This window comes from Paracidovorax wautersii, from assembly GCF_031453675.1.
Lineage (GTDB): Bacteria > Pseudomonadota > Gammaproteobacteria > Burkholderiales > Burkholderiaceae_C > Paracidovorax.
The window spans coordinates 3,602,984-3,627,531 of record NZ_JAVIZX010000001.1; the positions used below are offsets into that span (position 1 = coordinate 3,602,984).

General features: G+C 68.9%; 18 protein-coding genes. 10 read left to right on the forward strand and 8 right to left on the reverse strand.

What is annotated here, in order from left to right:
• Nucleotides 1–19 precede the first annotated feature (19 nt).
• Nucleotides 20–271 (reverse strand): GlsB/YeaQ/YmgE family stress response membrane protein, encoded by a 252-nt coding sequence (locus QE399_RS16260; protein WP_309830279.1) that lies wholly within the window; start codon nucleotides 269–271, stop codon nucleotides 20–22.
• A gap of 283 nt (nucleotides 272–554) precedes the next feature.
• On the opposite strand from QE399_RS16260, the gene QE399_RS16265 reads away from it, so the two are divergent.
• Nucleotides 555–932 carry a hypothetical protein gene (locus QE399_RS16265; protein ID WP_309830281.1) on the forward strand — a complete coding sequence of 126 codons (378 nt, stop codon included), beginning with the start codon at nucleotides 555–557 and terminating at the stop codon, nucleotides 930–932.
• A gap of 19 nt (nucleotides 933–951) precedes the next feature.
• Here the strand turns inward: QE399_RS16265 and QE399_RS16270 are convergent, their stop codons facing one another.
• Nucleotides 952–1,509, reverse strand: a complete 558-nt coding sequence (locus QE399_RS16270; RefSeq protein WP_309832145.1) for a C40 family peptidase — start codon at nucleotides 1,507–1,509, stop codon at nucleotides 952–954.
• A 481-nt stretch (nucleotides 1,510–1,990) separates the two neighbouring features.
• Here QE399_RS16270 and QE399_RS16275 point away from each other — a divergent pair, with 481 nt between their 5' ends.
• Both QE399_RS16275 and QE399_RS16280 read left to right on the forward strand, forming a co-directional pair.
• Complete coding sequence (locus tag QE399_RS16275; protein WP_309830283.1) at nucleotides 1,991–2,599, forward strand: isochorismatase family protein; 609 nt, start codon at nucleotides 1,991–1,993, stop codon at nucleotides 2,597–2,599.
• A 189-nt stretch (nucleotides 2,600–2,788) separates the two neighbouring features.
• Nucleotides 2,789–4,699 (forward strand): propionate--CoA ligase, encoded by a 1,911-nt coding sequence (locus QE399_RS16280; RefSeq protein WP_309830285.1) that lies wholly within the window; start codon nucleotides 2,789–2,791, stop codon nucleotides 4,697–4,699.
• Nucleotides 4,700–5,131: 432 nt separating this feature from the next.
• Here QE399_RS16280 and QE399_RS16285 read toward each other — a convergent pair whose 3' ends face one another.
• From QE399_RS16285 to QE399_RS16310, 6 genes are all read right to left on the reverse strand, one after another.
• On the reverse strand, nucleotides 5,132–8,965 hold the full coding sequence (locus tag QE399_RS16285) for a sensor domain-containing protein (protein ID WP_309830287.1): 3,834 nt from the start codon (nucleotides 8,963–8,965) through the stop codon (nucleotides 5,132–5,134).
• A 189-nt stretch (nucleotides 8,966–9,154) separates the two neighbouring features.
• Nucleotides 9,155–10,081, reverse strand: a complete 927-nt coding sequence (locus QE399_RS16290) for a DMT family transporter (RefSeq protein ID WP_309830289.1) — start codon at nucleotides 10,079–10,081, stop codon at nucleotides 9,155–9,157.
• On the reverse strand, nucleotides 10,078–10,677 hold the full coding sequence (locus QE399_RS16295; RefSeq protein ID WP_309830291.1) for a methylated-DNA--[protein]-cysteine S-methyltransferase: 600 nt from the start codon (nucleotides 10,675–10,677) through the stop codon (nucleotides 10,078–10,080). Before QE399_RS16295 ends, QE399_RS16290 begins: the two co-directional genes overlap by 4 nt.
• Nucleotides 10,678–10,739: 62 nt before the next feature.
• Nucleotides 10,740–12,284 (reverse strand): DNA-3-methyladenine glycosylase 2 family protein, encoded by a 1,545-nt coding sequence (locus tag QE399_RS16300; protein WP_309830293.1) that lies wholly within the window; start codon nucleotides 12,282–12,284, stop codon nucleotides 10,740–10,742.
• Between the two features lie 76 nt (nucleotides 12,285–12,360).
• Nucleotides 12,361–14,499, reverse strand: coding sequence for a sensor domain-containing diguanylate cyclase (locus QE399_RS16305; RefSeq protein ID WP_309830295.1), 2,139 nt, complete (start codon nucleotides 14,497–14,499; stop codon nucleotides 12,361–12,363).
• A 210-nt stretch (nucleotides 14,500–14,709) separates the two neighbouring features.
• Entirely contained in the window at nucleotides 14,710–15,348 is a 639-nt protein-coding gene (locus tag QE399_RS16310; protein WP_309830298.1) for a GntR family transcriptional regulator, read from the reverse strand.
• Nucleotides 15,349–15,494: 146 nt separating this feature from the next.
• Here QE399_RS16310 and scpA point away from each other — a divergent pair, with 146 nt between their 5' ends.
• From scpA to QE399_RS16345, 7 genes are all read left to right on the forward strand, one after another.
• Nucleotides 15,495–17,657 (forward strand): methylmalonyl-CoA mutase, encoded by a 2,163-nt coding sequence (scpA, locus tag QE399_RS16315; protein WP_309830302.1) that lies wholly within the window; start codon nucleotides 15,495–15,497, stop codon nucleotides 17,655–17,657.
• On the forward strand, nucleotides 17,654–18,679 hold the full coding sequence (gene meaB / locus QE399_RS16320; protein WP_309830305.1) for a methylmalonyl Co-A mutase-associated GTPase MeaB: 1,026 nt from the start codon (nucleotides 17,654–17,656) through the stop codon (nucleotides 18,677–18,679). Before scpA ends, meaB begins: the two co-directional genes overlap by 4 nt.
• Nucleotides 18,680–18,708: 29 nt before the next feature.
• The gene (locus tag QE399_RS16325) at nucleotides 18,709–20,241 is read left to right on the forward strand and encodes an acyl-CoA carboxylase subunit beta (protein WP_309830307.1); all 1,533 of its coding nucleotides are present in this window, start codon (nucleotides 18,709–18,711) and stop codon (nucleotides 20,239–20,241) included.
• Between the two features lie 32 nt (nucleotides 20,242–20,273).
• Nucleotides 20,274–20,840: an NYN domain-containing protein gene (locus tag QE399_RS16330; protein ID WP_309830309.1), complete on the forward strand. Its 567-nt coding sequence runs from the start codon at nucleotides 20,274–20,276 to the stop codon at nucleotides 20,838–20,840.
• Nucleotides 20,841–20,880: 40 nt separating this feature from the next.
• The gene (locus tag QE399_RS16335; RefSeq protein WP_309830311.1) at nucleotides 20,881–21,570 is read left to right on the forward strand and encodes a YwqG family protein; all 690 of its coding nucleotides are present in this window, start codon (nucleotides 20,881–20,883) and stop codon (nucleotides 21,568–21,570) included.
• Between the two features lie 62 nt (nucleotides 21,571–21,632).
• Complete coding sequence (locus tag QE399_RS16340; RefSeq protein ID WP_309830313.1) at nucleotides 21,633–23,681, forward strand: acetyl-CoA carboxylase biotin carboxylase subunit; 2,049 nt, start codon at nucleotides 21,633–21,635, stop codon at nucleotides 23,679–23,681.
• Nucleotides 23,678–24,499, forward strand: coding sequence for a YdcF family protein (locus QE399_RS16345; RefSeq protein WP_309830315.1), 822 nt, complete (start codon nucleotides 23,678–23,680; stop codon nucleotides 24,497–24,499). The genes QE399_RS16340 and QE399_RS16345 overlap by 4 nt, the downstream gene beginning before the upstream one ends.
• Nucleotides 24,500–24,548 lie beyond the last annotated feature (49 nt).

The following is a 24,548-nucleotide window of genomic DNA, read 5'->3' on the forward strand; positions in this document are numbered from 1 at the left end:
GCTGAAGCGGATCAGCCGGTCAGGACTTGCGCCGAAGCATGCCGTACAGCACCAGCAGCACGATGGCACCGACGATGGACGCGATCCAGCCTGCGGGCTCGCCCTGCTGGTACCAGCCCACCGCCACGCCCACGTAGGTCGCCAGAAGCGAACCTGCCACGCCGAGCAGGATGGTCATGATCCATCCCATCTTGTCATCACCGGGCTTGATCGCACGGGCCAGCAAGCCCACCACCAAACCGACAAGCAGCACACCCAGAAAAGACATCATGGTCTAGCTTTCACAAAAGGAGGACAGGAAGGACAGGCCTTCGGTGGCGGGACTGTAGACCGGGCAACGGCGGGGCTCTGTCGGACAAGGGCGAACGACGGACCGCCGGAGCGCAACCGGCCGGCTTTGCACACGCCGTCATGGCGATGCCTTGTGGGAGATGTCTCACAGTCGGGAGCGGATTGGGCCGATGCCCGAGGGAAGGGGCGCTCCTTAATCTTTGCACCAATGCCCGTCCGGCCTTCTATTTTGGACGGCGCCCCTCACACCGGAGTGAAGCCACATGACCGTTCTGTCTGCCCAAGCCCGTTCTACCTGTGCTGCCGCGCTGGCCGCCTTGGCGCTGGCGGGCTTGCCCGGAATGGCCGTCGCACAGAACGACGCCGTGTCGCTGGACCGAGGCAGCAAGGCGGACGTCACGCCGGAGCAGCGCTACCAATCCGCCATCCGCGAAGCCGGTGGCGGCCTCAAGATCGCTCTGGCGGAATGCAAGCAGTCGGCGAGCGCAGAACGCAAGGGCTGCGAAGCCGAGGCGCGGCAGCGCTACAAGGAAGACATGGAGCAGGCCCGCGCCATGCGCAAGAACCCGGCAGCCCGGCCGGTCGATGTGCAGGGGGATCCGATCCGAAGCACCGAGACCACGACCATCTTGAGGCCGTGAGCCATGGCGCCTGGCTCGATCAGCGTTTGGATGCGGCGGACAGGCTGTCGGCCTCGTCGGCCTGGACGCGGCGGGCGCCATTGAAGCGGCGCTGCCAGTAGGCGACGCTCATGTCTTCCACACGCACTTCGGCGCCGCTGCGCGGGGCATGGATGAACTTGCCATCGCCGACGTAGATGCCGACGTGGCTGAAGGCGCGCCGCATGGTGTTGAAGAACACCAGATCGCCCGGTTGGAGGTCCTTCTTGTCGATCACCTCGGTCGCAGCAGCCTGTTCGTTGGCGCGGCGGGGCAGCACCATGCCCTTGGCCTGTTCGAAGATCGCGCGTACGAAGCCGCTGCAGTCGAACCCGGTTTCGGCACTGTTGCCGCCGCGGCGGTACGGAACCCCCAGGAAGCCCATGGCGGTGGAGACGAGTTCGGTGGTGCGGTCGGCAACGTCATGTCGAACATCCTGGAGGTGGGCCAGGAGGCCGCGCTCGGCCAGAATCCGATCCACTTCATCCGAAGTGGCGGTGCTGGGCGCAGCGTAAGCATTCGCACAAACAAGTAACAAAAGGCAGAACCAACGAGACATGGGGCGCGAGGGTAACACGCTTGTCCAAAAATCCATTCGTAAGAAATGTTGCAAGTCATTGATTTCATGAGAATTCAGGGTCGATAGTTTTTGCCTTATTTGCGGAATTGCCACCTTTTTCAGGGGCAGGAAACCCTTAAACGACCTGTCCAACGGGCGATTGGCGGTCCCCTCGCTTGCCCGCTCCCAAATTTGCAACAAAACGCACACTTAGCCCATATGGGGCGTAAGGCAGCTGCTATGGTTGCAATAGCGCACCGCTTCCGGTTACATCGCTCACGTCCGGACCGCTCCGAGCCCGACTGCGCGACGCGCGATGGTGGCACCGCGTGCATTTCAGGAAGCCACCGCGCCTGGCAGCCCGGAGGGCCGATGCTTAAAGGGACCATGGCTTTGCGCGGACACGCCGATCCCGGCCTGCGACAATCGCCCGCTGATCGCTGACTGACCTTTCTCTGCCGGCTTCCCTCCGGCCATGCCCATGCTGCTTGACGCCCTTGAATCCCAACTCGTGCTGGTGGACTACCAGGAACGCCTGATGCCGGCCATCTTCGAAGGCCCGGCCGTGCTGGCCAACGCCGTGCGGCTGGCCCAGATCGCGCAAATGCTGGACGTGCCTGTGTGGGGTACCGAGCAGAACCCCTCCCGCCTGGGGTCGAACGATCCCGCCTTGCGCGCGCTGTGCCGCAAGACCCTCGCCAAGATGCATTTCAGTGCGGCGGAAGAGGGCCTTGGCGAATGGCTGCGCCCCCCGGCCCGCCCGCAGCAGGGCGGCAATGCCCGCAGCCTGCCGCGCCATCTGCAAAAGCCTGCCCAGGCGCCGGCCGATGAGCGCGCCACCATCGTCCTGGCCGGTTGCGAAGCCCATGTCTGCCTGCTGCAGACAGCGCTGGATCTGCTGGAGGACGAGTTCGAGGTGTGGGTGGTGACGGATGCCTGCAGCTCGCGCACCGAGCGCAACCGCGACGCCGCGTTCGACCGCTTGGCCGGGGCCGGCGCCGAACTGGTCACCACCGAGATGGTGGCTTTCGAATGGCTGCGCAGCTGCGAGAACCCGGTGTTCAAGGATGTGCTGGCGCTGGTGAAGTAAGGCCTTTGGCGGCGGGGGAGGCGCGCCTGCAAGGGGCGTGCGGCGGGAGTGCGGCCAAGCCGCGCGGTGTGGCGCGCACAGGGTTTTCCGCAGGGCGCGGAGTCAGCCTGGCGCAAGAGCGCGCCCAATAATGGAATCTCCAGAACAAGGGCCGCGCGCACCCGCGCAGACGGCCCGCAAGGAGACACCATGGGCCGCTACGCCGATTTCTACCGGCGCTCCATCGACGAGCGTGACGCTTTCTGGGCCGAGCAGGCCCGCCTGATCGACTGGCAGACACCGCCCGCGCACGTCTGCGACTACGCCCACCCTCCCTTCGCGCGCTGGTTCGTGGGCGGCACCACCAACCTGTGCCACAACGCGGTGGACCGGCACCTGGCCCACCGGGCCGCCCAACCCGCGCTGGTGGCGATCTCGACGGAGACAGGCTCCGAGCGGACCTATTCGTTTGCGGAGCTGCACGCCGAGGTGCAGCGCATGGCGGCTGTTTTGCAGACGCTGGGGGTTCGGCAGGGCGACCGGGTGCTGATCTACATGCCCATGGTTGCCGAGGCCGCGTTCGCCATGCTGGCCTGTGCACGCATCGGGGCGCTGCACTGCGTCGTCTTCGGTGGCTTCGCGGCGGGCGCGCTGGCATCGCGCATCGACGATGCGGAGCCGGTGGCCATCATCAGCGCCGATGCGGGCTCGCGCGGCGGCAAGGTCGTACCGTACAAGCCGCTGCTGGACGAGGCGCTGCGTCTGGCGCGGCACCAGCCGCAAGCGGTGCTCATGGTCAACCGCGGTCTGGCCCCCATGCCGCTGCACGCCGGGCGCGACCACGACTGGGCATCGATGCGTGCGCGGCACCTGCAAGCGCAGGTGCCCTGCGCCTGGGTGGAGGCTACGCACCCGAGCTACACCCTCTACACCAGCGGCACCACCGGCAAGCCCAAGGGCGTGCAGCGCGACACCGGCGGCTATGCCGTGGCGCTGGCGGCCAGCATGCGGCACATCTTCGGGGTGGAGCCCGCGGTGGGCGGGACGTCGCCGGGCGTGTTCTTCGCCACCAGCGACATCGGCTGGGTGGTGGGCCACAGCTACATCGTCTACGGGCCGCTGCTGGCCGGCATGACCACCGTGTTCTACGAGGGGCTGCCGACGCGGCCGGATGCCGGCGTGTGGTGGAGCATCGTCGAGAAGTACGGCGTGACGCACATGTTCTCCGCGCCCACGGCGGTGCGCGTGCTCAAGAAGCAGGACCCGGCCCATCTGCAAGGGCACGACCTGTCCACCCTGCGCGCGCTGTGGCTGGCCGGCGAGCCGCTGGACGAGCCCACGGCGCAGTGGATCAGCCAGGCACTGCAGGTGCCCATCATCGACAACTACTGGCAGACCGAGACGGGCTGGCCCATCCTCACGCTGAGCAATGGCGTGGAGCCGCAGGCTTCGCGCTTCGGCAGCCCCGGCCGAGCGGTGTACGGCTACGACGTGAAGCTGATCGACGAGCATACGGGCGAGGAGCTGACCGAACCGAACCAGAAGGGCGTGGTCGCCATCGAGGGACCGTTGCCGCCCGGCTGCATGCAGACCGTGTGGCGCGATGACGACCGTTTCGTGAACACCTATTGGAAGAGCGTGCCGGGCCGGCTGGTCTACAGCACCTTCGACTGGGGCATCCGCGACGCGGACGGCTACTACTTCATCCTGGGCCGCACGGACGACGTCATCAACGTGGCCGGCCACCGGCTGGGCACGCGCGAGATCGAGGAATGCATCGCCGCACACCCGGCGATCGCCGAGGTGGCCGTGGTCGGTGTAGCGGATGCCCTCAAGGGCCAGGTGGCCATGGCGTTCGCCGTGGTGCGCGACGCGGCCGCGACGGGGGACGACGCCGCGCGCTTGCGCCTGGAAGGCGAGGTGATGAAGCTGGTGGACGGCCGCCTGGGCGCCGTGGCCCGGCCGTCCCGCGTGCACGTCGTCACGGCGCTGCCCAAGACGCGCAGCGGCAAGCTGCTGCGGCGCGCCCTGCAGGCGGTGGCCGAACACCGCGACCCGGGCGACCTGACCACGATGGAAGACCCGGCAGCACTGCAGCAGGTGAAGGCGCTGGTGGGCTGAGCGGCTGGCGCCTCTTTCTGACGAGGCAGGGCCGCTGCCGGCGGACCGGCTGGATTGCTATTGCGCAAGGCTTGCGCCCCGGTGCTCAGGCGCCCTGGTACGATTGCTATTAATATTATAGCTGCATGCGCTTGATGGGCGGGCGCAGAGGGACGATTGGGCTCAGAACGTGTTTACGATCTCGCAGGGGCCGCGTTGAAGCGCAATCGGGAGGAGTGGATGCTTCGGATGCGCCGCATGGGCTTGTGCCCATGCAAGCATTCAAGGCGTTCAATCGCCCGATTTCGCTCCAACCCTTCGGGCAGTGGTCTTTGCGGGCGGTCTGCGGCGTTGCGGCGCTGGTGGATAGCCGAGCTATCCACTGCGCACCGCGCCTTGCATCCCCTCCCGCAAACGCCACTGCGCGGCCCCAGGGAGATCGTAAACACGTTCTCAAAGCGGCCGACCCCGCTGCCAGGCTGGTGGCGCAGTCCACCCGGCGGCCCAGGCGGCGAATTCGGCCGCCGGCATGGGCCGGGCGATGCAGTAACCCTGGGCGTGGGTGCAGCCCATCTGCAGCAGCATCTGGCCCTGCTCGACGGTTTCCACGCCTTCCGCCACGATGCGGTAGCCGAAGGAGCGCGCCAGGCCGATCACGCCCTGCACGATGGCCAGGTCGCCCGGGTCGGTCATCATCCCGTGCACGAAGCTCTGGTCGAGCTTGAGGTGGTCCATGGGCAGGCGGCGCAAATAGGTCAGCGACGAATAGCCGGTGCCGAAGTCGTCCAGCGAGACGGTGACGCCCAAGGCGCGCAGCTGCGCCAGTTCGGCCGCCACATGGTCGATGTCGTAGAGGGCGGCGCTCTCGGTGATCTCCAGGTCCAGCAGGCGCGCCGGTACGCCGGGGTGGCGTGTCAGGCAGGCGGCCATCCAGGTTGCGAACCCCTGCTGCTGCAAGTGCGGTGCGGCCACGTTCACGCTGACCGGCAGATCCAGTCCCTGCGCCTGCAGCTGGGCGGCGAGGGCGAGCGCGCTGTCGATCACCCATTCGCCGAAGGGCACTTCCATGGCGCCGTGGTGGATCAGCGGCAGGAACGCCGCCGGCGCCAGCACGCCGCGGTCGGGGTGTGCCCAGCGGGCCAGCGCCTCCGCTCCGACCACCACGCCCCGGCGCATGTCCACCTTGGGCTGCAGGTACAGCACGAACTGGCCCTGCGCCAGGGCCTGGGCCAGCTGCGCACTCTGTTCGCGCTGGGTCTGCAGGGCGCGCTCCTGCGCGGCGTCGAAGGCATGGAAGCGGTTGCGGCCCGCCTGCTTGGCGGCGTACATGGCCTGGTCGGCGTGGCGCAGCAGCGTGTCGGCATCGGCACCGTCCTCCGGATACAGCGTGTAGCCGATGCTGGCCGTGACGATGACCCGCTCCGCCCCCAGCGCATAGGGCGCGGCGATGCGCTGCATCAGCGACTGCAGCAGGGCTTCGCACTGCGTGCGCGAATCCAGGTCGGGCAGCAGGACCACGAACTCGTCGCCGCCCAGCCGGGCCACGCAGTCCGTGGACCGCAGGGCCTGCTGCAGGCGCTGCGCCACACTGACCAGCAGCCGGTCGCCCGCGCCGTGGCCCAGGCGGTCGTTGACGGGCTTGAAGCCGTCCAGATCGAGATAGGCCACGGCCAGCTGGTGGGACGCGTGCTGCGCCTGCGCCATGGCGTCCAGGAGTTGGTCCGCCAGCAGCACGCGGTTGGGCAGGCCGGTGAGGGCGTCGTAGTGCGCCAGCTTCTGCAGCAGCTCCTGCTGGTTGTGCTGGTGGGTCACGTCGATGCAAACCCCCACCATGCGCTGCGGCTCGCCGCCCGCACCGTATTCCACGATCTTGCCCACGCTGCGCACCCAGCGTCCGCCGCCCTGCGGCCGCTGGATGTGCCAGGTGGCGTCGAAGGGCGTGGCCGGATGGGCGCGGTGCCGGGCCAGCTCCGCACGCACGTCCTGCAGGGCGGTGGGCGTCATACCGGACTGCCACAGCGGGCTTTCGCTGGAAATGTCGCCCTGCGCAGGCAGGCCGAGCGTTTCGCGCCAGCGCGCGTCGCCGCTGAGCATGCGCGTCTGCATGTTCCAGTCCCACAGCCCCAGTGCTGCGGCGGAGATGGTGAGGGACAGCTGCTCCTCGCGTTCGCGCACGCGCTGCTCGGCCCGCACGCGGTCGGTGATGTCCAGGATGGCGAACAGCCAGCAGGCCTCTCCGTGGATGTCGATCGGCCGCATGGACTGCAGTATGGTGCGCCGCTCGCCGCTGCGCGTGGTCATCACCAGCTCGCGGTTGACCAGCTGTCCGTCACGGTTGGCGACTTCCACGAGCTGCTCCCGTGCCTCGGGCGTGAAGATGCCCAGCCCGACGACGGTGTTCTCCACGGCCTGCGCCCGCGTGTAGCCCAGCGCCTTTTCCCAGGCGGGGTTCACATCCACATAGCGGCCGTCGCTGCGGCGCGACAGGCCGATGGGGTAGGGCAGCAGCTGGAACATGGCGCCAAACCGTTCCTCGGAGCGGCGCAGGCGCTCGTCGGCCCGCTGGCGTTCGTCGATGTCCTGCATCACGCCGCGCACGCGGGCGATCACGCCGTTCTCCACGATCGATTCGCCGTGCACGCGCACCCACACCTGCCGGCCGTCGGCGCGGATGATCTCGATGTCGATGCTCCAGGAGGAGGGGTGCGCCAGGGCGTAGCGCATCTGCTCGACCACCTTGGCGCGCCAGGCGGGCGCCACGAATGCGGTCAGATAGTCGCGCGGCAGCGGCGCATGCTGCGGCAGGCCGTGGATGTCGAAGCACACGTCCGACCAGTACACCAGGCCGGCGCGGGCGTCGTGCTCCCACACGCCCAGCCGTGCCAGCCACCCGGCCTGCTGCAGCAGCCGGTGGGCCGCCACCAGCTCTTCGCGCACACGCTGCTCCTGCGTCATGTCGCGGAACACGAACACCACACACTCGTGCGCGGCTATGCGGGCCGTGCGGGCCGACAGCAGGCCAGGCACCGCCGCGCTGCCGCTGTGTGCGGTCAGCGGCAGGTTGCTCACTTCGCCGTGCAGGCGCAGGCCGTCCATCAGCGCCGCGCGTTCGGCCGCGGACGGCCAAAGATCCAGCTCCAGCAGCTTCTTGCCGACCACGTCCGTGCGCTCGCAGCCGATGAGCCGGGTGAACGCGGGGTTCACGTCCACGAAGCAGCCGTCGGACACGCGCACGATACCTGCGGGATCGGGCAGGGTTTCATAGACCGTCGTGTACTTGGCTTCCGAGGCCTGCAGCGCCTCTTGCAGCTCGTGGTGTTCGGTGATGTCCAGGTCCATCCCCGCGAGCCGCAGCGGCAGGCCGGCGGCGTCGCGCTCGATGACCTGTCCGCGCGAGATGAGCCATCGCCAGCGGCCTTGGTCGTCGCGCATGCGGAACTCGGCGTAGTAGCTGTCCTGCAGTCCGTTCATCGCCCGGTGCAGCTGCTCGCCGATGCGGGCCAGGTCGTCGGGGTGGCGGCGCGCGTTCCAGCGTTGCCAGTCTGTCGTGCCCGTGGCACCGTCGCCCCGCAGCCCGAAGGCGCGGTAGAAGCTGCCATGGCAGGAAAAGCGCTGGGTGCGCACGTTCCACTCCCAGCGCCCGCCACCGGATGCGTCGATGGCCGCCTGCAATTCGTTCTCGCGGCGGCGCAGTTCGCACAGCGACGCGGCGCGGCTGCGGACCAGCGCGATGCCGCCGCCCAGCAGCAGCCCGCCCAGCGCATAGCGCCAGGGAATGCCCTGCCACTGCGGCCACGCGGTTGCCGCGAAAGGCTGCGGTAGCGAGAGCAGGGCCGGCAGGTGCGCCCACAGCGCAATCAGCACCGGCGGCGTGAAGGCCATGCCGGCCAGGCCCAGCCAGGGGTGGAGGCGCCGGCGCTGGCTGGCCTGATGCCACCCGCTTCCGGCCGCCCACAGCAACAGCGCCTGCAAGGCCACCGTGCCGAGAGGGGCCGGGCCATGCACGGCCAGCAGCAGGGCCGCCGCCGCGCCCGCGGCCACGCCCCCGGCCATCGGCCCGAAGAAAAAGCCGCAGGCCACGACCACCGTGGGATGCAGGTAGATGCCGGACTGCACCTCGGGCAGGGGCATCAGTGCGGTGACGGCGGCCGTGATGCAGCCGCTGACGGCGCCGGCCAGGCAGCGGGCGCTGCGCGAAGGCTGCATCAGCCTGCCGGCCGGCACGCAGGCCAGCAGGGCGATCACGGCCAGGTACAACAGGCCGAGGACGACCAGGTTACTGGCCATGGCCCGCTCCGCAAAGGGCTCCGCCGCGGCCGGACGCGCAGCCGGTCGGCGAGGACGGCAGGGAGAAAACCATAGCGCCGAGTGTAGGTGGAATGCCGCCCGCCCAAGCCTGCCGCGGCCGCTCCGCACTGCTGGTTTCCACGGGGCGGGTTGCCGGCCGGCCGCCCGTCCGATGCCCGCCCGCCAGGGCTATCGCGGGCCGGGCGCCGGCTGTCGCCGCGGCCCGATGAGCCCGGTCGACAGCATGGTGCCGCACACGATCACCAAGCCGCAGCCCACCATCCAAGGGGTAACGGCTTCGTGCAGGAACAGAGTGCCGTAGGCCACCGCGAACACGGGCGCGAGGAAGGTGACGGCCAGCGCGCGGCTGGGGCCGGCATGGGCGATGAGGCGGAAGTACAGGATGTAGGCCACGCCGGTGCACAGCACGGCGATGGCGGCGATGGCCAGCCAGGCGCGCAGGCCGGGCATCTGCGCCGGCCACAGCCAGACGGTGGGCAGCGCCAGGCCCAGCGCGGCCCCGATCTGGCTGCCGGTAGCGGTCGCCAGCGGCGGGATGCCCGTGAGGTAGCGCCGGGCGAAGCTGGCGGCCAGCGCGTAGCAGGTCGACGCCGCGAGGCAGGCCGCCATGGCCCAGCCGGCGTGGGGGCCGGCCGCCGCCGTGCCCGCGGGGGCGCGCCAGGCCAGCAGCGCCACGCCGACGAAGCCCAGCGCCAGGCCCAGCCAGCGCACGCGGGCGATGCGGTCGCCCAGCCACACCCAGGCCACCAGCGCGCCGAACAGCGGCACCGTGGCGTTGAGGATGGAGGTGAGCCCGGTGGCGAGGTGCATCACCGCCCAGGCGAAGAGCGCGAACGGAATGGCCGAGTTGATGAGGCCCGCCAGCAGGATGGGACGCCAGTGGGCGCGCAGTGCGGGCCACTGGCCCTGCCGCAGCAGGATGGGCAGCAGGAACGCCGCCGCCAGCCCGACCCGCAATCCCGCCGTGGGCAGGGGACCGAACTGCGACGCCCCCAGCCGCATGAACAGGAACGACGCGCCCCACAGGGCGGAGAGCAGGACGAATTCGCCCAGCCAGGCCGGGCCGGCCGTGGCCGTCGACGGCGCGCCGCTCATGCGCGCAGGCCCTGCGGGCGTGCTGCCGGCGTGCCCGCATGCGGCGGCGCAGGCTCTGGACCGGCGGCGGCGGGGTCGGCAAACGCCACGGCCACGCCCTCGCGCCGCAGCAGCGCCACCTTGCGCGGCAGGCCGCCGGCGTAGCCCGTCAGCGCGCCGCCCGATCCCAGCACGCGGTGGCAGGGCACGACCACGCTGACCGGGTTGCGGCCGACGGCCGCGCCCACGGCACGTACGGCCAGGGGCCGGTCCAGCATCCGGGCGAGGGCGGCATAGCTGCGCGTTTGACCGGCGTCGATTCGCAGCAGCGCCTGCCACACCGCCTGCTGGAAGGGTGTGCCGCCCGACAGGTCCAGCGGCAGGTCGAACCGGGCGCGTTCGCCACTGAAGTACTGCTGCAGCTGCGTGGCGGCGTTGCGCAGCACCGGGTGGGCGGTGTCCTCGGGCCAGGCGGTGGGGCCGTCCAGCCACGGGGCCGGCTGGTGCCGCTGCCCGTCGAACCACAGGCCGCACAGGCCGGCGGGGGAGGCGGCCAGGCGCACATCGCCGAGCGGTGTGGCGATGCGGGTCTGGACGGTGTGGGGGTGGAAGTGCATGGGGTTGCCTCCGGGTTAAGGGTGTTTTTGGCCTTTGGCGCTTGCTGGATAAGCGCAGTCAGCTATGTTTTTGATAGTGCATGGCTGGCCGAGCCCTGGGCCCAGGCACGCACCACCGCGTAGCTGCGCCAGGGGCGCCAGGCCTGCGACGCTGCCGCCGCCGCTACGGCCGGCCGCGGCGCCCCCTGCACGCCCAGCGCCTTGTGCAGCGCCACGTCGCCGGCGGGGAAGGCGTCGGGCCAGCGCAGCGCGCGCATGGCGATGTACTGCGCCGTCCAGTCGCCGATGCCGGGCAGGGCGCACAGCGCGGCCGTGGTGGTGGGCACGTCGGCGGAAGGGGCCAGCGACAGCGCACCGTTGTCCACGGCCTGCGCCAGGGCCACGATGGCGGCCTGGCGCTGGCGCACGATGCCCAGCTGTCCGAGCGCATCGCCCTCGGCGGCAGCCAGTGCGGCGGGGGTGGGAAAGAGCCGGCGCAGCGTGGGCCAGGGCGTCTCCAGCGGTTCGCCGAAACGCTCCACCAGGCGCTGCGCCAGGGTGCGGGCCGCGGCCACGGTGATCTGCTGGCCCAGCACCGCGCGCACGGCCAGCTCGAAGCCGTCGAACGCGCCCGGCACGCGCAGACCGTCGCCGTGGGGGAAGTCGGTGTGCAGCACGGCGTTGATGGCCGCGGGGTCGGCATCCAGGTCGAGCAGGGCCCGCACGCGGGCGATCACCTGGGGCAGCACCGGCAGCAGGCTGTCGCTGGTGCGCAGCAGCACCAGCGGGCGCACCGGATCGAACTCGGCGCTCACCCAGCCGCGCACGGCCTGCGGACCGTGCCCCAGCTGCACGGTGCGGCGCAACCCCAGCGGGCCGGCCGGGTCCGCGCCCACATCCTCCAGCCCCGTGATCTGCCGCTGCGCAAAGAAGCGCAGCAAGGCCGCCGCGTCGAGCGGCGGGCGGTAGGCCAGGCGCACGGTGGCGCCGCCGTTGCCACTGGTTCCGGTCGCGCCGGTACGCCGCAGCTGCGTCGGGTTGAGCCGGTAGTGCTGCGCAAAGGCCGCGTTGAAACGGCGCACGCTGCCGAACCCGCTGGCCAGGGCGACCTGCGTGACGGGCAGGTCGGTATCGGTGAGCAATTGCTTGGCGGTGAGCAGGCGCCGCGTTTGAACATATTGCAGCGGTGATACGCCCAGCGCCGCCTCGAAGATGCGCCGCAGGTGCCGGTCCGTCACGCCCAGCCGGGCCGCCACGGCCGCCATGCCCGGAGCGGCAGACTCCGCGCTGGCCTGGGCCAGACCTTGCGCGTCGAGCAGGCGCAGCGCCTCGCGCACGAGGATGTCCGACGCGTCCTGCGTGGACCAGAGCAGCGCGCGCGGCGCCAGCTCCGGCCGGCAGCGCAGGCAGGGGCGGAAGCCCGCCTTCTCCGCCTGCGCGGCCAGGGTGAAGAAGCGGCAGTTCTCGCGCCGGGGCGTACGCACGGCGCAGACGGGCCGGCAGTAGATGCCGGTGCTGGTCACTCCGGTGAAGAAGCGGCCGTCGAAGCGTGCGTCCCGCGCGGCCAGCGCCAGGTAGCGCGCATCTTCGAGCGGTTCGTCCTGCGGTGGCGGAAGGGCGGCGGGCATGGGCGCATCATAGGTGCGCACCCGCCGGGCGCTGGCCGTTTCCGGACCTGTGCCTGCCGGGGACCGGCCCCCCCCTTTATCGTTCAATGGCGCTGCTGCCCGTGCCGCCAGGGCAGGGCGGCGCTGCCTGTACACCGGCCGCCGGTGCTGCTGCGGAGCCGCGGCTGCGGGTATAGCGGTTCTTGCCGCTCTGCTTGGACGCGTACATGGCCTGGTCGGCCAGCCGCATGAGCTGCTCGGGCGTGTCGGCATCCAGCGGGTACACCGCATAGCCGATGCTGGCCGAGACGAAGCCCTGGCCATCGGGCAGGGTGACGGGTTGGTTCACCACGTCCAGCACGCGCTGCAGCACGGGGACGCAGTCCTCGGGCTGGCGCAGCTGTCCCAGCAGCAGCACCATCTCGTCGCCGCCCAGGCGGGCCAGCGTCTCCTCGCTGCGCAGCAGGCGCTGAATGCGGCGCCCTACCTCGATCAGCAGCACATCGCCGGCCTCGTGGCCATGCTGGTCGTTGACCTGCTTGAAGCCATCCAGGTCCAGGTAGCAGACGGCCATCAGCGACTGGTGGCGCTGCGCCTGCGACAGCGTCTGCCGCAGGCGGTCGTTGAGCAGGCGGCGGTTGGGCAGGCCGGTCAGGCTGTCATAGAGCGCGAACTGCTCCAGCTCCTGCTCGTAGGCCTTGATGTCGCTGATGTCGCTGATCACCACGATGTAGTGGTGCGGCGCGCCGTCCTCGGCCGTGACGGCGGCGATGGACACGCGCTGCATCAGGCCGCCGCTCGGCCCCCGGCCCATCAGCTCGCCCTGCCAGTGCCCTTGGGCGTGCACCGTGTCCCAGATGGTGGTGAAGTCCTGCAGTTCGCCCCAGCCGTCCTCCTGGGCCACGTCCTCGTACAGCTCGTGCACGAAGCGGCCCAGGCCCTGCGAGCGGGGCACGCCCGTCATGCGCTCGAAGGCGGGGTTCACATCCACGATGGTGCGGTCGGCGGCGAGGATGAGGACCGCCTCGTAGCTGTACTCGAACACGCTCGCGGCAATGCTCAGCTGCGTCTCGGCCTCCTTGGCCGCGCTCAGGTCGGTCATGAAGCCCACGAACAGCGGCCCGTTGGGCGTATCTGCGCGCCCGATCCCCAGCCGCAGCGGCACCTGGCTGCCGTCCTTGCGCACGCCCTGCACCTCGCGGCCGGTCCCGATGATGTGGGCCTCGCCCGTCTGCAGGTAGCGGCGCAGGTAGCTGTTGTGCGCCGCGCGGTGCGGCTGCGGCATCAGCATGCGCACGTTGCGGCCCAGCACCTCGGCCGGCGTCCAGCCGAAGATGCGCTGGGCGGAATGGTTGAAGCTCTGCACGATGCCATGCTGGTCGATGGTGATGATGCCGTCCACGGCGGTATCCACCAGCGCCCGCAGCCGGGATTCGCTGCGGTCCACCTTGCGGTACAGGTCGCGGTAGCGCAGCAGGCCGTTGATGACGCCCACGAAGGTGGCCACGCCCAGCGTCACGAAGGCCACCGTCAGCGCCAGGGTGGTGACCCATTCCGGATTGCCGGCGGGCACGGCGTCGCCCGGGCCGACGAAGCGCGCCGCAGCCATGGCGGTGTAGTGCATGCCCGAGATGGCCGTGCCCATCACGCAGCCGGCGATCAGGTTGGCCACCCAGGGCGACATGCCGCTGTGCTGCTGCAGCGGAAACCGCACCCACAGCGCCAGCATGGCCAGCAGCACCGCGACGGCAATGGACGCGGCGAACCAGGCGGGGTCGTAGCGCAGATGCGGCGTCATCTGCATGGCCGCCATGCCCCCGTAGTGCATGGCGCCGATGCCGGCGCCCACGAGCGCGCCGCCGGCCAGCAGCTGCCAGCGGTTGACCTTGCGCCGCGCCAGCAGGCCCAGGGCGACCCAGCTGGCCGCCAGCGCCGGCAGCATCGACGCCAGGGTGGTGGGCACGTCGTAGTGCACGCTGGTGCAGAGGGTGAAGGCGAGCATGCCGATGAAATGCATGGCCCAGATGCCGACGCCGAGGGCGATCCCGCCCGACACCAAGGCCATGGTGCGGTGCAGCGCCTCGTGGGCCGCCGCAGCCTGGGCGGCCAGCTGGAGGGCGAGGCCGGAGGTCAGCACCGCCACGCCGATGGACAGCGCCACCAGAAGCGGGTCGTAGACCCCGGTCAGCAAGAGGCCGGGGGGCACCGCTTCCTGCAGGAAGAATTGATCCAGCATCCGTTTTCGTCCTCCCGATCGATTCCGGTTGGGCCACCGGTTGTTACACAAATCATGGAGGCAACCGGCGCGCGCGGCAAGCGCGGCGATGCGAAAACCCCGCGGCACGCCGGACACGGAGGGGGGAAATGTCGCGCAGGTGACGGCTCCGGACGGGCCGACCAGATGGGGAACAAGCAGGGCAGCAGCGCCGCTCGCGTGTCGGTGTGGTCAGGCCGCGGCTTCAAGCCCGGCGGCGAAATGTGCGCGCGTGGCCTGCTCGGCGGCCGCAGCGTCTCCGGCAGCGATCGCTTGCAGGATGGCCGCGTGCTCGTGCAGCGAGTCCTCGATGCGCCCGTGCTTGAGCAGGGAGTTGTGGCGGTTGAGCTTCATCACCTTGCGCAGGTCGGCCACCATCTGGTTGCGCCAGCGGTTGCTGGCCAGTTCCAGCAAGCGCATGTGGAAGCGCTCGTTCAGCGCGAAGAAGCGGTCCCGGTCGCCGGTGGCGGCTGCCAGCTCGGCGTGCAGGGCTTGCAATTCACCGACCTGCGCAGGAGTAGCGCGGGCGGCCACCACGCCGGCGGCGTCGCTCTCCAGCAGGGCCAGCAGGTGGTAGACCTCCTGCAGATCCTGATCGGACACCTCGGTGACGTAAGCGCCGCGGCGCAGCTTCATGGTTACCAGGCCTTCGGCCGCCAGCACCTTCAGGGCCTCGCGCAGGGGCGTGCGGCTGATGCCGAATTCTTCTGCGATCTTCAGTTCGTCGATCCAGCTGCCGGGCTCCAGCTCGCGCCGGAAGATACGCTGGCGCAACTGCTCCGCCACCTCTTCGTAGAGGGCGCGCGGAGTGAGGGTGACGGCTGCGGACATGGCGAAAATGTACTTCAAAAACTATAAATTAATAATTACGGCGGCGTAGAATGCAATTGACGCGCACGTAAACGTAAACTGGTTGCCTGCTCCGCAAGCCCGCCCAGGGGGCCACCGGCGACCTCTTTCTTGGATATACGAGACACATGAGCCGCAGCACACCCGATCCGCTCTTCCAGCAGGCCAACCTGGCCGCCTGGACCCAGGCCGCCGCCAAGTCCGCTCCCGGCGGTGATGTGAATGCGCTCAACTGGGTCACCCCGGACGGCATCACGGTGAAGCCGCTCTACACCGCAGAGGACACGGCCGGCCTGCCTTATGCGAACACGCTGCCCGGCTTCGAGCCCTACCTGCGCGGCCCGCAAGCCACCATGTACGCGGTGCGGCCCTGGACGATTCGCCAGTACGCGGGCTTCTCCACCGCCGAGGAATCCAACGCCTTCTACCGCAAGGCGCTCGCCGCGGGCGGGCAGGGGGTGAGCGTGGCGTTCGACCTGGCCACCCACCGCGGCTACGACTCCGACCACCCCCGCGTGACCGGCGACGTGGGCAAGGCCGGCGTGGCCATCGATTCGGTCGAGGACATGAAGATCCTCTTCGACCAGATTCCGCTGGACAAGGTGAGCGTGTCCATGACCATGAACGGCGCCGTGCTGCCAGTGCTGGCCGGCTACGTGGTGGCGGCGGAAGAGCAGGGCGTGCGCCAGGACCAGTTGAGCGGGACCATCCAGAACGACATCCTCAAGGAGTTCATGGTCCGCAACACCTACATCTACCCGCCCAAGCCCTCGATGCGGATCATCGGCGACATCATTGGCTACACGGCCAAGCACATGCCGAAGTTCAATTCCATATCGATCAGCGGCTACCACATGCAGGAAGCCGGTGCCAACCAGGCGCTGGAGCTGGCCTTCACGCTGGCCGACGGCAAGGAGTACGTGAAGACCGCCATCGCCTCGGGCCTGGACGTGGATGCCTTTGCCGGGCGCCTGTCGTTCTTCTGGGCCGTGGGCATGAACTTCTACCTGGAGATCGCCAAGATGCGTGCCGCGCGCCTGCTGTGGTGCCGCATCATGAAGGAGACGGGCGCCAAGAACCCCAAGAGCCTGATGCTGCGCACCCACAGCCAGACCAGCGGCTGGAGCCTGACCGAGCAGGACCCGTACAACAACGTGGTGCGCACCACCATCGAGGCCATGGCGGCGGTCTTCGGCGGCACTCAGAGCCTGCACACCAACGCGCTGGACGAAGCCATCGCCCTGCCCACCGAGTTCAGCGCCCGCATCGCGCGCAACACGCAGCTCATCATCCAGGAAGAGACGCACATCACCAACGTGGTCGACCCCTGGGCCGGCAGCTACATGATGGAGTCGCTGACCCAGGAGATGGCAGACGCCGCCTGGAAGATCATCGAGGAGGTCGAAGCCATGGGCGGGATGACCGCCGCCGTGGACTCGGGCTGGGCCAAGCTCAAGATCGAAGCCGCTGCCGCCGAGAAGCAGGCGCGCATCGACTCTGGCAAGGACGTGATCGTCGGCGTCAACAAATACAAGCTGGCCAAGGAAGACCCGGTCGACATCCTGCAGATCGACAACGTGAAGGTGCGCGACAGCCAGATCGCGCGCTTGAAGGATATCAAGGCAAAACGCGATGCAGCCCAGGTGCAGCAAGCGCTGGATGCTCTCACTTCTGCAGCAGAAAGCGGCGAGGGCAACCTGCTGGACCTGGCCATCAAGGCGGTGCGCCTGCGCGCCACGGTGGGCGAGGTGAGCGACGCGCTCGAAAAAGTCTATGGGCGCCACCGCGCCGACACGCAAAAGGTGACCGGTGTGTACGCTGCTGCCTACGATTCGGCCGAAGGCTGGGACAAGCTCAAGACCGAGATCGACGCCTTCGCCGAAACCGAAGGCCGCCGCCCCCGCGTGATGATCGCCAAGCTGGGCCAGGACGGCCACGACCGCGGCGCCAAGGTGGTCGCCACGGCGTTTGCCGATCTGGGCTTCGACGTGGACATGGGCCCGCTCTTCCAGACGCCCGAGGAATGCGCCCGCCAGGCCATCGAGAACGACGTGCACGCCGTGGGCGTGAGCACGCTGGCCGCGGGGCACAAGACGCTGGTGCCGGCCATCATCCAGTCGCTCAAGGACCAGGGCGCCCATGACATCATCGTCTTCGTGGGCGGTGTGATTCCCGCGCAGGACTACGACTTTCTGTATGAAGCGGGCGTCAAGGGCATCTACGGCCCCGGCACCCCGATTCCTGCCAGCGCCAAGGACGTGCTGGAGCAGATCCGCAAGGCCGCCGCGTGACCCCTGAGGCGCTCCTGGACGGGGTGCTCCACGGCGAGCCGGTGGCACAGCGCCGCGCCATCGCCAAGGCCATCACCTTGCTCGAATCCACCCGCACCGACCACCGGGCGCAGGGCGATGCGCTGCTGACGGCGTTGCTGCCGCACACCGGGCAGTCGTTCCGCCTGGGGATCAGCGGCGTGCCGGGCGTGGGCAAGTCCACCTTCATCGAAGCGCTGGGCCTGTTCCTCATCCAGCAGGGCCACCGCGTGGCGGTGCTCACCGTGGATCCGTCCTCCACCGTCTCCGGCGGCTCCATCCTGGGCGACAAGACGCGCATGGAGCACCTGTCGGTACACCCGCAGGCCTACATCCGCCCCAGCCCGTCGAGCGGCACGCTGGGCGGCGTGGCCGAGAAGACGCGCGAGGCGATGCTGGTCTGCGAAGCGGCGGGCTACGACATCGTCATCGTCGAGACCGTCGGCGTAGGCCAGAGCGAGACCGCGGTGGCCGGCATGACCGACATGTTCGTGCTGATGCAGCTGCCCAACGCGGGCGACGACCTGCAGGCCATCAAGAAGGGCGTGATGGAGATCGCCGACCTGGTGGCCATCAACAAAGCCGACATCGACAAGAACGCCGCCACACGGGCCGAGGCGCAGATCACCTCGTCGCTGCGGCTGCTGGGCATGCACGGCAACCCCGACCACGCCGCCCACGGCGCACTGTGGCAGCCGCGCGTGCTTCAGATCAGCGCGCTGCTGGGGCAGGGCGTCGACGGCTTCTGGGACGCCGTCACGCTGTACCGCAGCATGCAGACCGGCAACGGCCGGCTGGCACTGCGGCGCGAGCAACAGGCCCTGGCGTGGATGTGGGAGCGCATCGACGCCGGCCTCAAGTCCGCCTTCCGCCAGCATCCGCGGGTGCGGGAGCTGTTGCCCGCGCTGCGCGCCGATGTGGCGGCCGGCCGCATCGCGGCCTCTACTGCGGCAAGAAATCTGCTCGCAGCGCAATCGGGACAAGCGCTGCCAGCTATCGATTAAGTAGCATTTCCACTGAAAGAGCGACGACCATGCAAGACATCCTGGAAGAGCTGGAGAAAAAGCGCGAACTGGCGCGCGTCGGCGGCGGGCAGAAGCGCATCGACGCGCAGCACAAGAAGGGCAAGCTCACGGCGCGCGAGCGCATCGAACTGCTGCTGGACGACGGCACGTTCGAGGAATGGGACATGTTCGTCGAGCACCGCTGCACCGACTTCGGCATGCAGGACAACAAGATTCCGGGCGACGGCGTGGTGACCGGCTACGGCATGATCAACGGCCGCCTGGTGTTCGTCTTCAGCCAGGACTTCACCGTCTTCGGCGGCGCCCTGAGCGAAACGCACGCCGAGAAGATCTGCAAGATCATGGACCAGGCCATGAAGGTCGGCGCGCCCGTGATCGGCCTGAACGACTCCGGCGGAGCGCGTATCCAGGAGGGCGTGGCCAGCCTGGGCGGCTATGCGGACGTGTTCCAGAAGAACGTGCTCGCCAGCGGCGTGATCCCGCAGATCAGCATGATCATGGGCCCCTGCGCCGGCGGCGCCGTGTACTCGCCCGCCATGACGGACTTCATCTTCATGGTGAAGGACTCGAGCTACATGTTCGTCACCGGGCCCGAGGTGGTGAAGACCGTGACGCACGAGGATGTGACGGCCGAGGAACTGGGCGGCGCCAGCACGCACACCACCCGCAGCGGCGTGGCCGACATGGCCTTCGAGAACGATGTCGAGGCGCTGATGATGCTGCGCCGCCTCTACAACTACCTGCCGCTCAACAACCGCGAGAAGCCGCCGGTGCGCAAGAGCACCGATCCGGCCGACCGCAAGGACCTGAGCCTGGACACGCTGGTGCCGGACAACCCCAACAAGCCGTACGACATGAAGGAACTCATCGTCAAGACGGTGGACGACGGCGACTTCTTCGAGCTGCAGCCCGACTACGCCAAGAACATCGTCATCGGTCTGGCGCGCATGGAGGGCAATGTGGTGGGCATCGTCGCCAACCAGCCTCTGGTGCTGGCCGGCTGCCTGGACATCAAGAGCTCCATCAAGGCCGCGCGCTTCGTGCGCTTCTGCGATGCGTTCAACATTCCCGTGGTCACCTTCGTCGACGTGCCCGGCTTCATGCCCGGCACCAGCCAGGAGTACGGCGGCATCATCAAGCACGGCGCCAAGCTGCTGTATGCGTATGCCGAGGCCACCGTGCCCAAGATCACCGTCATCACGCGCAAGGCCTACGGCGGCGCGTACGACGTGATGGCCTCCAAGCACCTGCGCGGCGACGTCAACCTGGCCTGGCCCAACGCCGAGATCGCCGTGATGGGCGCCAAGGGCGCGGTGGAGATCATCTTCCGCGAGGACAAGAACGACCCGGCCAAGCTGGCAGCGCGCGAGGCCGAATACAAGAAGCGCTTCGCCAACCCCTTCGTGGCCAGCGCGCGCGGTTTCATCGATGACGTGATCCTGCCGCACGAAACGCGCAAGCGCATCTGCCGCAGCCTGGTCATGCTCCAGAACAAGAAGCTCGAGAACCCGTGGCGCAAGCACGGCAACATCCCCCTGTGAACCGCACCTATACCCGACCTGCCGCACCCCCGATGGACCTCCGCGAAGCGCAACCCCCCAAGAAGACGGTGTGGATCGTCGATGGCGCTTATCTGTTCAGCTACGGCAAGAGCCGGCCCTTCGACTACCTGAAGCTGAAGAACGAGATGACGCGCCTGAACGGCGGGCCGATCTACGAGAGCTATTACCTGAACTCCGCGACCGAGCCCGCCACCGATGCGCAGAACTCGTTCCACGCCTGGATCAAGACGGCGCCGCCCCTGGGGCCGAAGTTCCGCGTGCAGCTGTACAAGCTCAAGAAGATGCACGTCAACTGCACCAACTGCAGCCACACCTTCGACCGCACGGTGCAGAAGGGCGTGGACGTGGGCATCGCCACGCTGATGATCAAGCTGGCGGCGCAGAACGTCTACGACCGGCTGATCCTGTCCGCGGGCGACGGCGACTTCGAGGACGCCATTTCGTACGTCAAGTCCGAGCTGCACAAGGAGGTGTGGGTGTCGGGCTCGATGTCCACCCTCTCGCCCGACCTGCAGTCGTATGCCGACAACGTGCTGTGGATGGAGGACATGAGTCCCACCATCGACCGGCACGTGTGAGCGGTCTGCAGAACCACGCCATGGAACAAGCGATCTTCCCATGCTGAGCCACTATCCCCGCATCCGCCGCGGCGCTGGGCCGGGCCTCGTGCCCCAATTCGGCGGTCTGCCCTGGGGCCTGCCCGCGCGCCTGTGGCCGGTCTGCCGGGAATGCGGCCAGCCCATGAGCCATCTGGCGCAGCTGCCGGCCGACCCCGTGGTGCTGCCCGGCGTGGCCGCCGACGAGGTGCTCTTCGTCTTCAAGTGCGAGGGCGACGACATCTGCAGCTTCTGGGAGCCCGAAGGCGGTGCGAATGCCGTCTTCACCGTGCCGCGCTCCGAGCTGGGCGATGGCCCGGCCGCAGCGCCCGTGCAGGACGGCCAGGAGCCGCCGCGGCTGCTGCCCGAGCTGGGCATCGCCGGCTGGCGTGCCGATGACGACGGCGCGCCGCCGGAGCTGGAGGCCGCGTTCTACGACTACGGCGCCCACAGCGATCTGCCCGAAGACATCGCCCACCCGCACGACTGGGCGGGCCAGTGGCGCACCAAGGCGGGCGGCGTGCCGTACTGGACGGCCAACGGTGCCCAGCAGGTGCCGCCCGGAAGGCTGCTGCTGCAGATCGACAACTGGCTTCACCTCGAAGACGGCAGCGGCACGGAGCTGGCCAACTTCTGCTCCGACGGCACGGCCTTCGTGTTCGTGGACCGCAGCCAGACGCCGCCCGTGTATTCCCTGCTCATCAACCGCTGAGCCGCCTGCCCTGCAGACGCCCAGAACACCCCCAAGACAACGACGACAACGGAGCCCTTGTGATGTTCACCAAGATTTTGATCGCCAACCGCGGTGAGATTGCCTGCCGCGTCATCGCCACCGCCCGCAAGATGGGCATCGCCACCGTGGCCGTCTATTCCGACGCGGACAAGGAGGCGCGCCATGTCAAGCTGGCCGACGAGGCCGTGCACATCGGCGCGGCGCCCTCGCGCGAGTCGTACCTGCTGGCCGACAAGATCATTGCCGCAGCGAAGCAAACCGGCGCGCAGGCCATCCATCCCGGCTACGGTTTCCTGTCAGAGAACGAAGCCTTCGCCCAGCGCTGCGAGGACGAGGGCATCGCCTTCATCGGCCCCAGGGCGCATTCCATCGCGGCCATGGGCGACAAGATCGCCTCCAAGAAGCTGGCCAACGAAGCGAAGGTCAACACCATCCCCGGCTACAACGATGCCATCAGCGGCCCGGAGCAGGCGGTGGAGATCGCCAAGGGCATCGGCTACCCGGTGATGATCAAGGCGTCGGCCGGCGGCGGCGGCAAGGGCCTGCGCGTAGCATTCAACGACAAGGAGGCCTTCGAGGGCTTCGCCAGCTGCCAGAACGAGGCGCGCAACAGCTTCGGCGACGACCGCATCTTCATCGAGAAGTTCGTGCAGGAGCCGCGCCACATCGAGATCCAGGTGCTGGGCGACAGCCACGGCAACGTCATCTACCTGAACGAGCGCGAGTGCTCCATCCAGCGCCGCCACCAGAAGGTGATCGAAGAGGCGCCGTCGCCCTTCATCAGCGACGCCACGCGCAAGGCCATGGGCGAGCAGGCCGTGCAACTGGCTAAGGCGGTCAAGTACCAGTCGGCCGGCACGGTGGAGTTCGTGGTCGGCAAGGACCAGGACTTCTACTTCTTGGAGATGAACACGCGCCTGCAGGTGGAGCACCCGGTGACGGAATGCATCACCGGGCTCGACCTGGTGGAGCTGATGATCCGCGTGGCTGCGGGCGAAAAGCTGCCGCTCACGCAGGCCGATGTGAAGCGCGACGGCTGGGCCATCGAGTGCCGCATCAACGCCGAAGACCCGTTCCGCAACTTCCTGCCATCCACCGGCCGGCTGGTGCGCTTCCAGCCACCGGAGGAAACCATGTTCCAGGGCGACACGGCCAGGAAGCTGGGCGTGCGCGTGGACACGGGCGTGTACGAGGGCGGCGAGATCCCGATGTTCTACGACTCGATGATCGCCAAGCTCATCGTGCACGGCACGGACCGCGACGACGCCATCCACAAGATGCGCGCCGCGCTCAACGGCTTCGTGATTCGCGGCATCAGCAGCAACATCCCGTTCCAGGCGGCGCTGCTGGCGCACCCGAAGTTCGTCTCGGGCGACTTCAACACCGGCTTCATCGCCGAGAACTACGGCAAGGGTTTCGCGGCAGAAGACGTGCCGCACGACGACCCGCTGTTCCTGGTGGCCTTGGCGGCCTACATGAACCGGCGCTACCGCGCACGGGCGTCTGGCATCAGTGGCCAACTGGCCGGCCATGAGGTGAAGGTGGGCGAGCAGTTCGTCGTGGTGGTGATGGGACATGAAGGCCAGAACGCGCACCACGCGGTGTCGGTGACGGACTTCAAGGACCCGTCAGGCTCCAGCATCGTCACGGTGGGGGGCAAGAGCTACCAGATCAGCAGCGCCGCCACCCTGGGCCAGATCCGCGTCCAAGGGCAGTGCAATGGAGCTGGGTTCACGGCGCAGGTCGAGCGCGGCACGCCCAAGAACCCGCTGGCGCTGCGCATCGCACACAACGGCACGCAGATCGACGCCATGGTGCTCTCGCCCCGGGGGGCGCAACTGCACCAGCTGATGCCCTACAAGGCGCCGCCGGATCTCTCCAAGTTCCTGCTGTCACCCATGCCCGGCCTGTTGGTGCAGGTCGCGGTGCAGCCGGGCCAGACGGTGCAGGCCGGCGAGAAGCTCGCCGTGATCGAGGCGATGAAGATGGAGAACGCCCTCTTTGCCGCACAGGACGGCGTGGTCGGCAAGATCGTGGCCTCGCAGGGCGCCTCGCTGGCGGTGGACGAAGTCATCATCGAATTCCAATGAACCCCGTCCCGCTGGGACCGGCCCACCAAGCACCGGGCGGTAGCACCCTGGTGCGCACGGTGATGGCTGCGGCGGGGGCCGTGCTGCTGCTCGATGCCCTGGTGCTGATGGCGCTGCTGCACTTCAACGTCGGCGTCATCGTGCCGGCCATGATGGGCGCCGGGCTGCTCGCCCTGTCGGCGCGTTGGCCGCAGCTGGCGCGCTGGCGCCAGGGCCATGCCGGGCGCACCTGGCTGTGGCGGCTGGCGTGGACGGCGTTCGCGCTGTGGGTGGTTTCGGTGCTGTGGTTCTGGGAGGTGCTGCGCGGTGTCGGCATGGACCCGGCCGACGCGCCGCCGGTGCAGGCGATCGTCGTGCTGGGCAGCAGCACGCGGGACGGTCAGCCGCGCCCTCCGCTGGCGGCCCGGCTGGACACCGCCGCCGAACTGGCCCGCCTGCAGCCTGGGGCATGGGTGGTCGTCAGCGGCGGCGTCGACTTCGGAGAGACCGAGAGCGAAGGCGAGGTCATGGCCCGCTACCTGCGCGAGCGGCATGGGTTGCCGGCCGAGCGCCTTCTGGTCGAAAGGGAGAGCACCAGCACCGACCAGAACTTTTCCCTCAGCCGGCCGCTGCTGCAGGCGCGCGGAGTAGGGCCGGCGGCTCCCACGGCCGTCGTGACGAGCGACTTCCACCTGCGGCGGTCCATGGGCATTGCCCGGGCCCAGGGGCTCACCGCCGCCGTACCCGTCCGCGCGCCTACGCCGCTCGCCACGCGCTACAACGCATGGCTGCGCGAATACTTCGCCACGCTGAGCAGCTGGGCGCTGCGGGAAGTGTGAGCCGCCCCGCGTCCACCGCACCACGTGGCCCCCGCCCATTCACGGGTTC

What these genes read in the sequence shown, in the direction of transcription:
- QE399_RS16290 (WP_309830289.1), bottom strand. Translation starts at nt 10,081, where the DNA reads ATGAGCGGCGCGCCGTCGACGGCCACGGCCGGCCCGGCCTGGCTGGGC.
- QE399_RS16310 (WP_309830298.1), bottom strand. Translation starts at nt 15,348, where the DNA reads ATGTCCGCAGCCGTCACCCTCACTCCGCGCGCCCTCTACGAAGAGGTG.
- QE399_RS16295 (WP_309830291.1), bottom strand. Translation starts at nt 10,677, where the DNA reads ATGCACTTCCACCCCCACACCGTCCAGACCCGCATCGCCACACCGCTC.
- QE399_RS16325 (WP_309830307.1), top strand. Translation starts at nt 18,709, where the DNA reads ATGCAAGACATCCTGGAAGAGCTGGAGAAAAAGCGCGAACTGGCGCGC.
- QE399_RS16305 (WP_309830295.1), bottom strand. Translation starts at nt 14,499, where the DNA reads ATGCTGGATCAATTCTTCCTGCAGGAAGCGGTGCCCCCCGGCCTCTTG.
- QE399_RS16300 (WP_309830293.1), bottom strand. Translation starts at nt 12,284, where the DNA reads ATGCCCGCCGCCCTTCCGCCACCGCAGGACGAACCGCTCGAAGATGCG.
- scpA (WP_309830302.1), top strand. Translation starts at nt 15,495, where the DNA reads ATGAGCCGCAGCACACCCGATCCGCTCTTCCAGCAGGCCAACCTGGCC.
- QE399_RS16280 (WP_309830285.1), top strand. Translation starts at nt 2,789, where the DNA reads ATGGGCCGCTACGCCGATTTCTACCGGCGCTCCATCGACGAGCGTGAC.
- QE399_RS16345 (WP_309830315.1), top strand. Translation starts at nt 23,678, where the DNA reads ATGAACCCCGTCCCGCTGGGACCGGCCCACCAAGCACCGGGCGGTAGC.
- QE399_RS16265 (WP_309830281.1), top strand. Translation starts at nt 555, where the DNA reads ATGACCGTTCTGTCTGCCCAAGCCCGTTCTACCTGTGCTGCCGCGCTG.
- QE399_RS16330 (WP_309830309.1), top strand. Translation starts at nt 20,274, where the DNA reads ATGGACCTCCGCGAAGCGCAACCCCCCAAGAAGACGGTGTGGATCGTC.
- QE399_RS16260 (WP_309830279.1), bottom strand. Translation starts at nt 271, where the DNA reads ATGATGTCTTTTCTGGGTGTGCTGCTTGTCGGTTTGGTGGTGGGCTTG.
- QE399_RS16275 (WP_309830283.1), top strand. Translation starts at nt 1,991, where the DNA reads ATGCTGCTTGACGCCCTTGAATCCCAACTCGTGCTGGTGGACTACCAG.
- QE399_RS16270 (WP_309832145.1), bottom strand. Translation starts at nt 1,509, where the DNA reads ATGTCTCGTTGGTTCTGCCTTTTGTTACTTGTTTGTGCGAATGCTTAC.
- QE399_RS16340 (WP_309830313.1), top strand. Translation starts at nt 21,633, where the DNA reads ATGTTCACCAAGATTTTGATCGCCAACCGCGGTGAGATTGCCTGCCGC.
- QE399_RS16285 (WP_309830287.1), bottom strand. Translation starts at nt 8,965, where the DNA reads ATGGCCAGTAACCTGGTCGTCCTCGGCCTGTTGTACCTGGCCGTGATC.
- QE399_RS16335 (WP_309830311.1), top strand. Translation starts at nt 20,881, where the DNA reads ATGCTGAGCCACTATCCCCGCATCCGCCGCGGCGCTGGGCCGGGCCTC.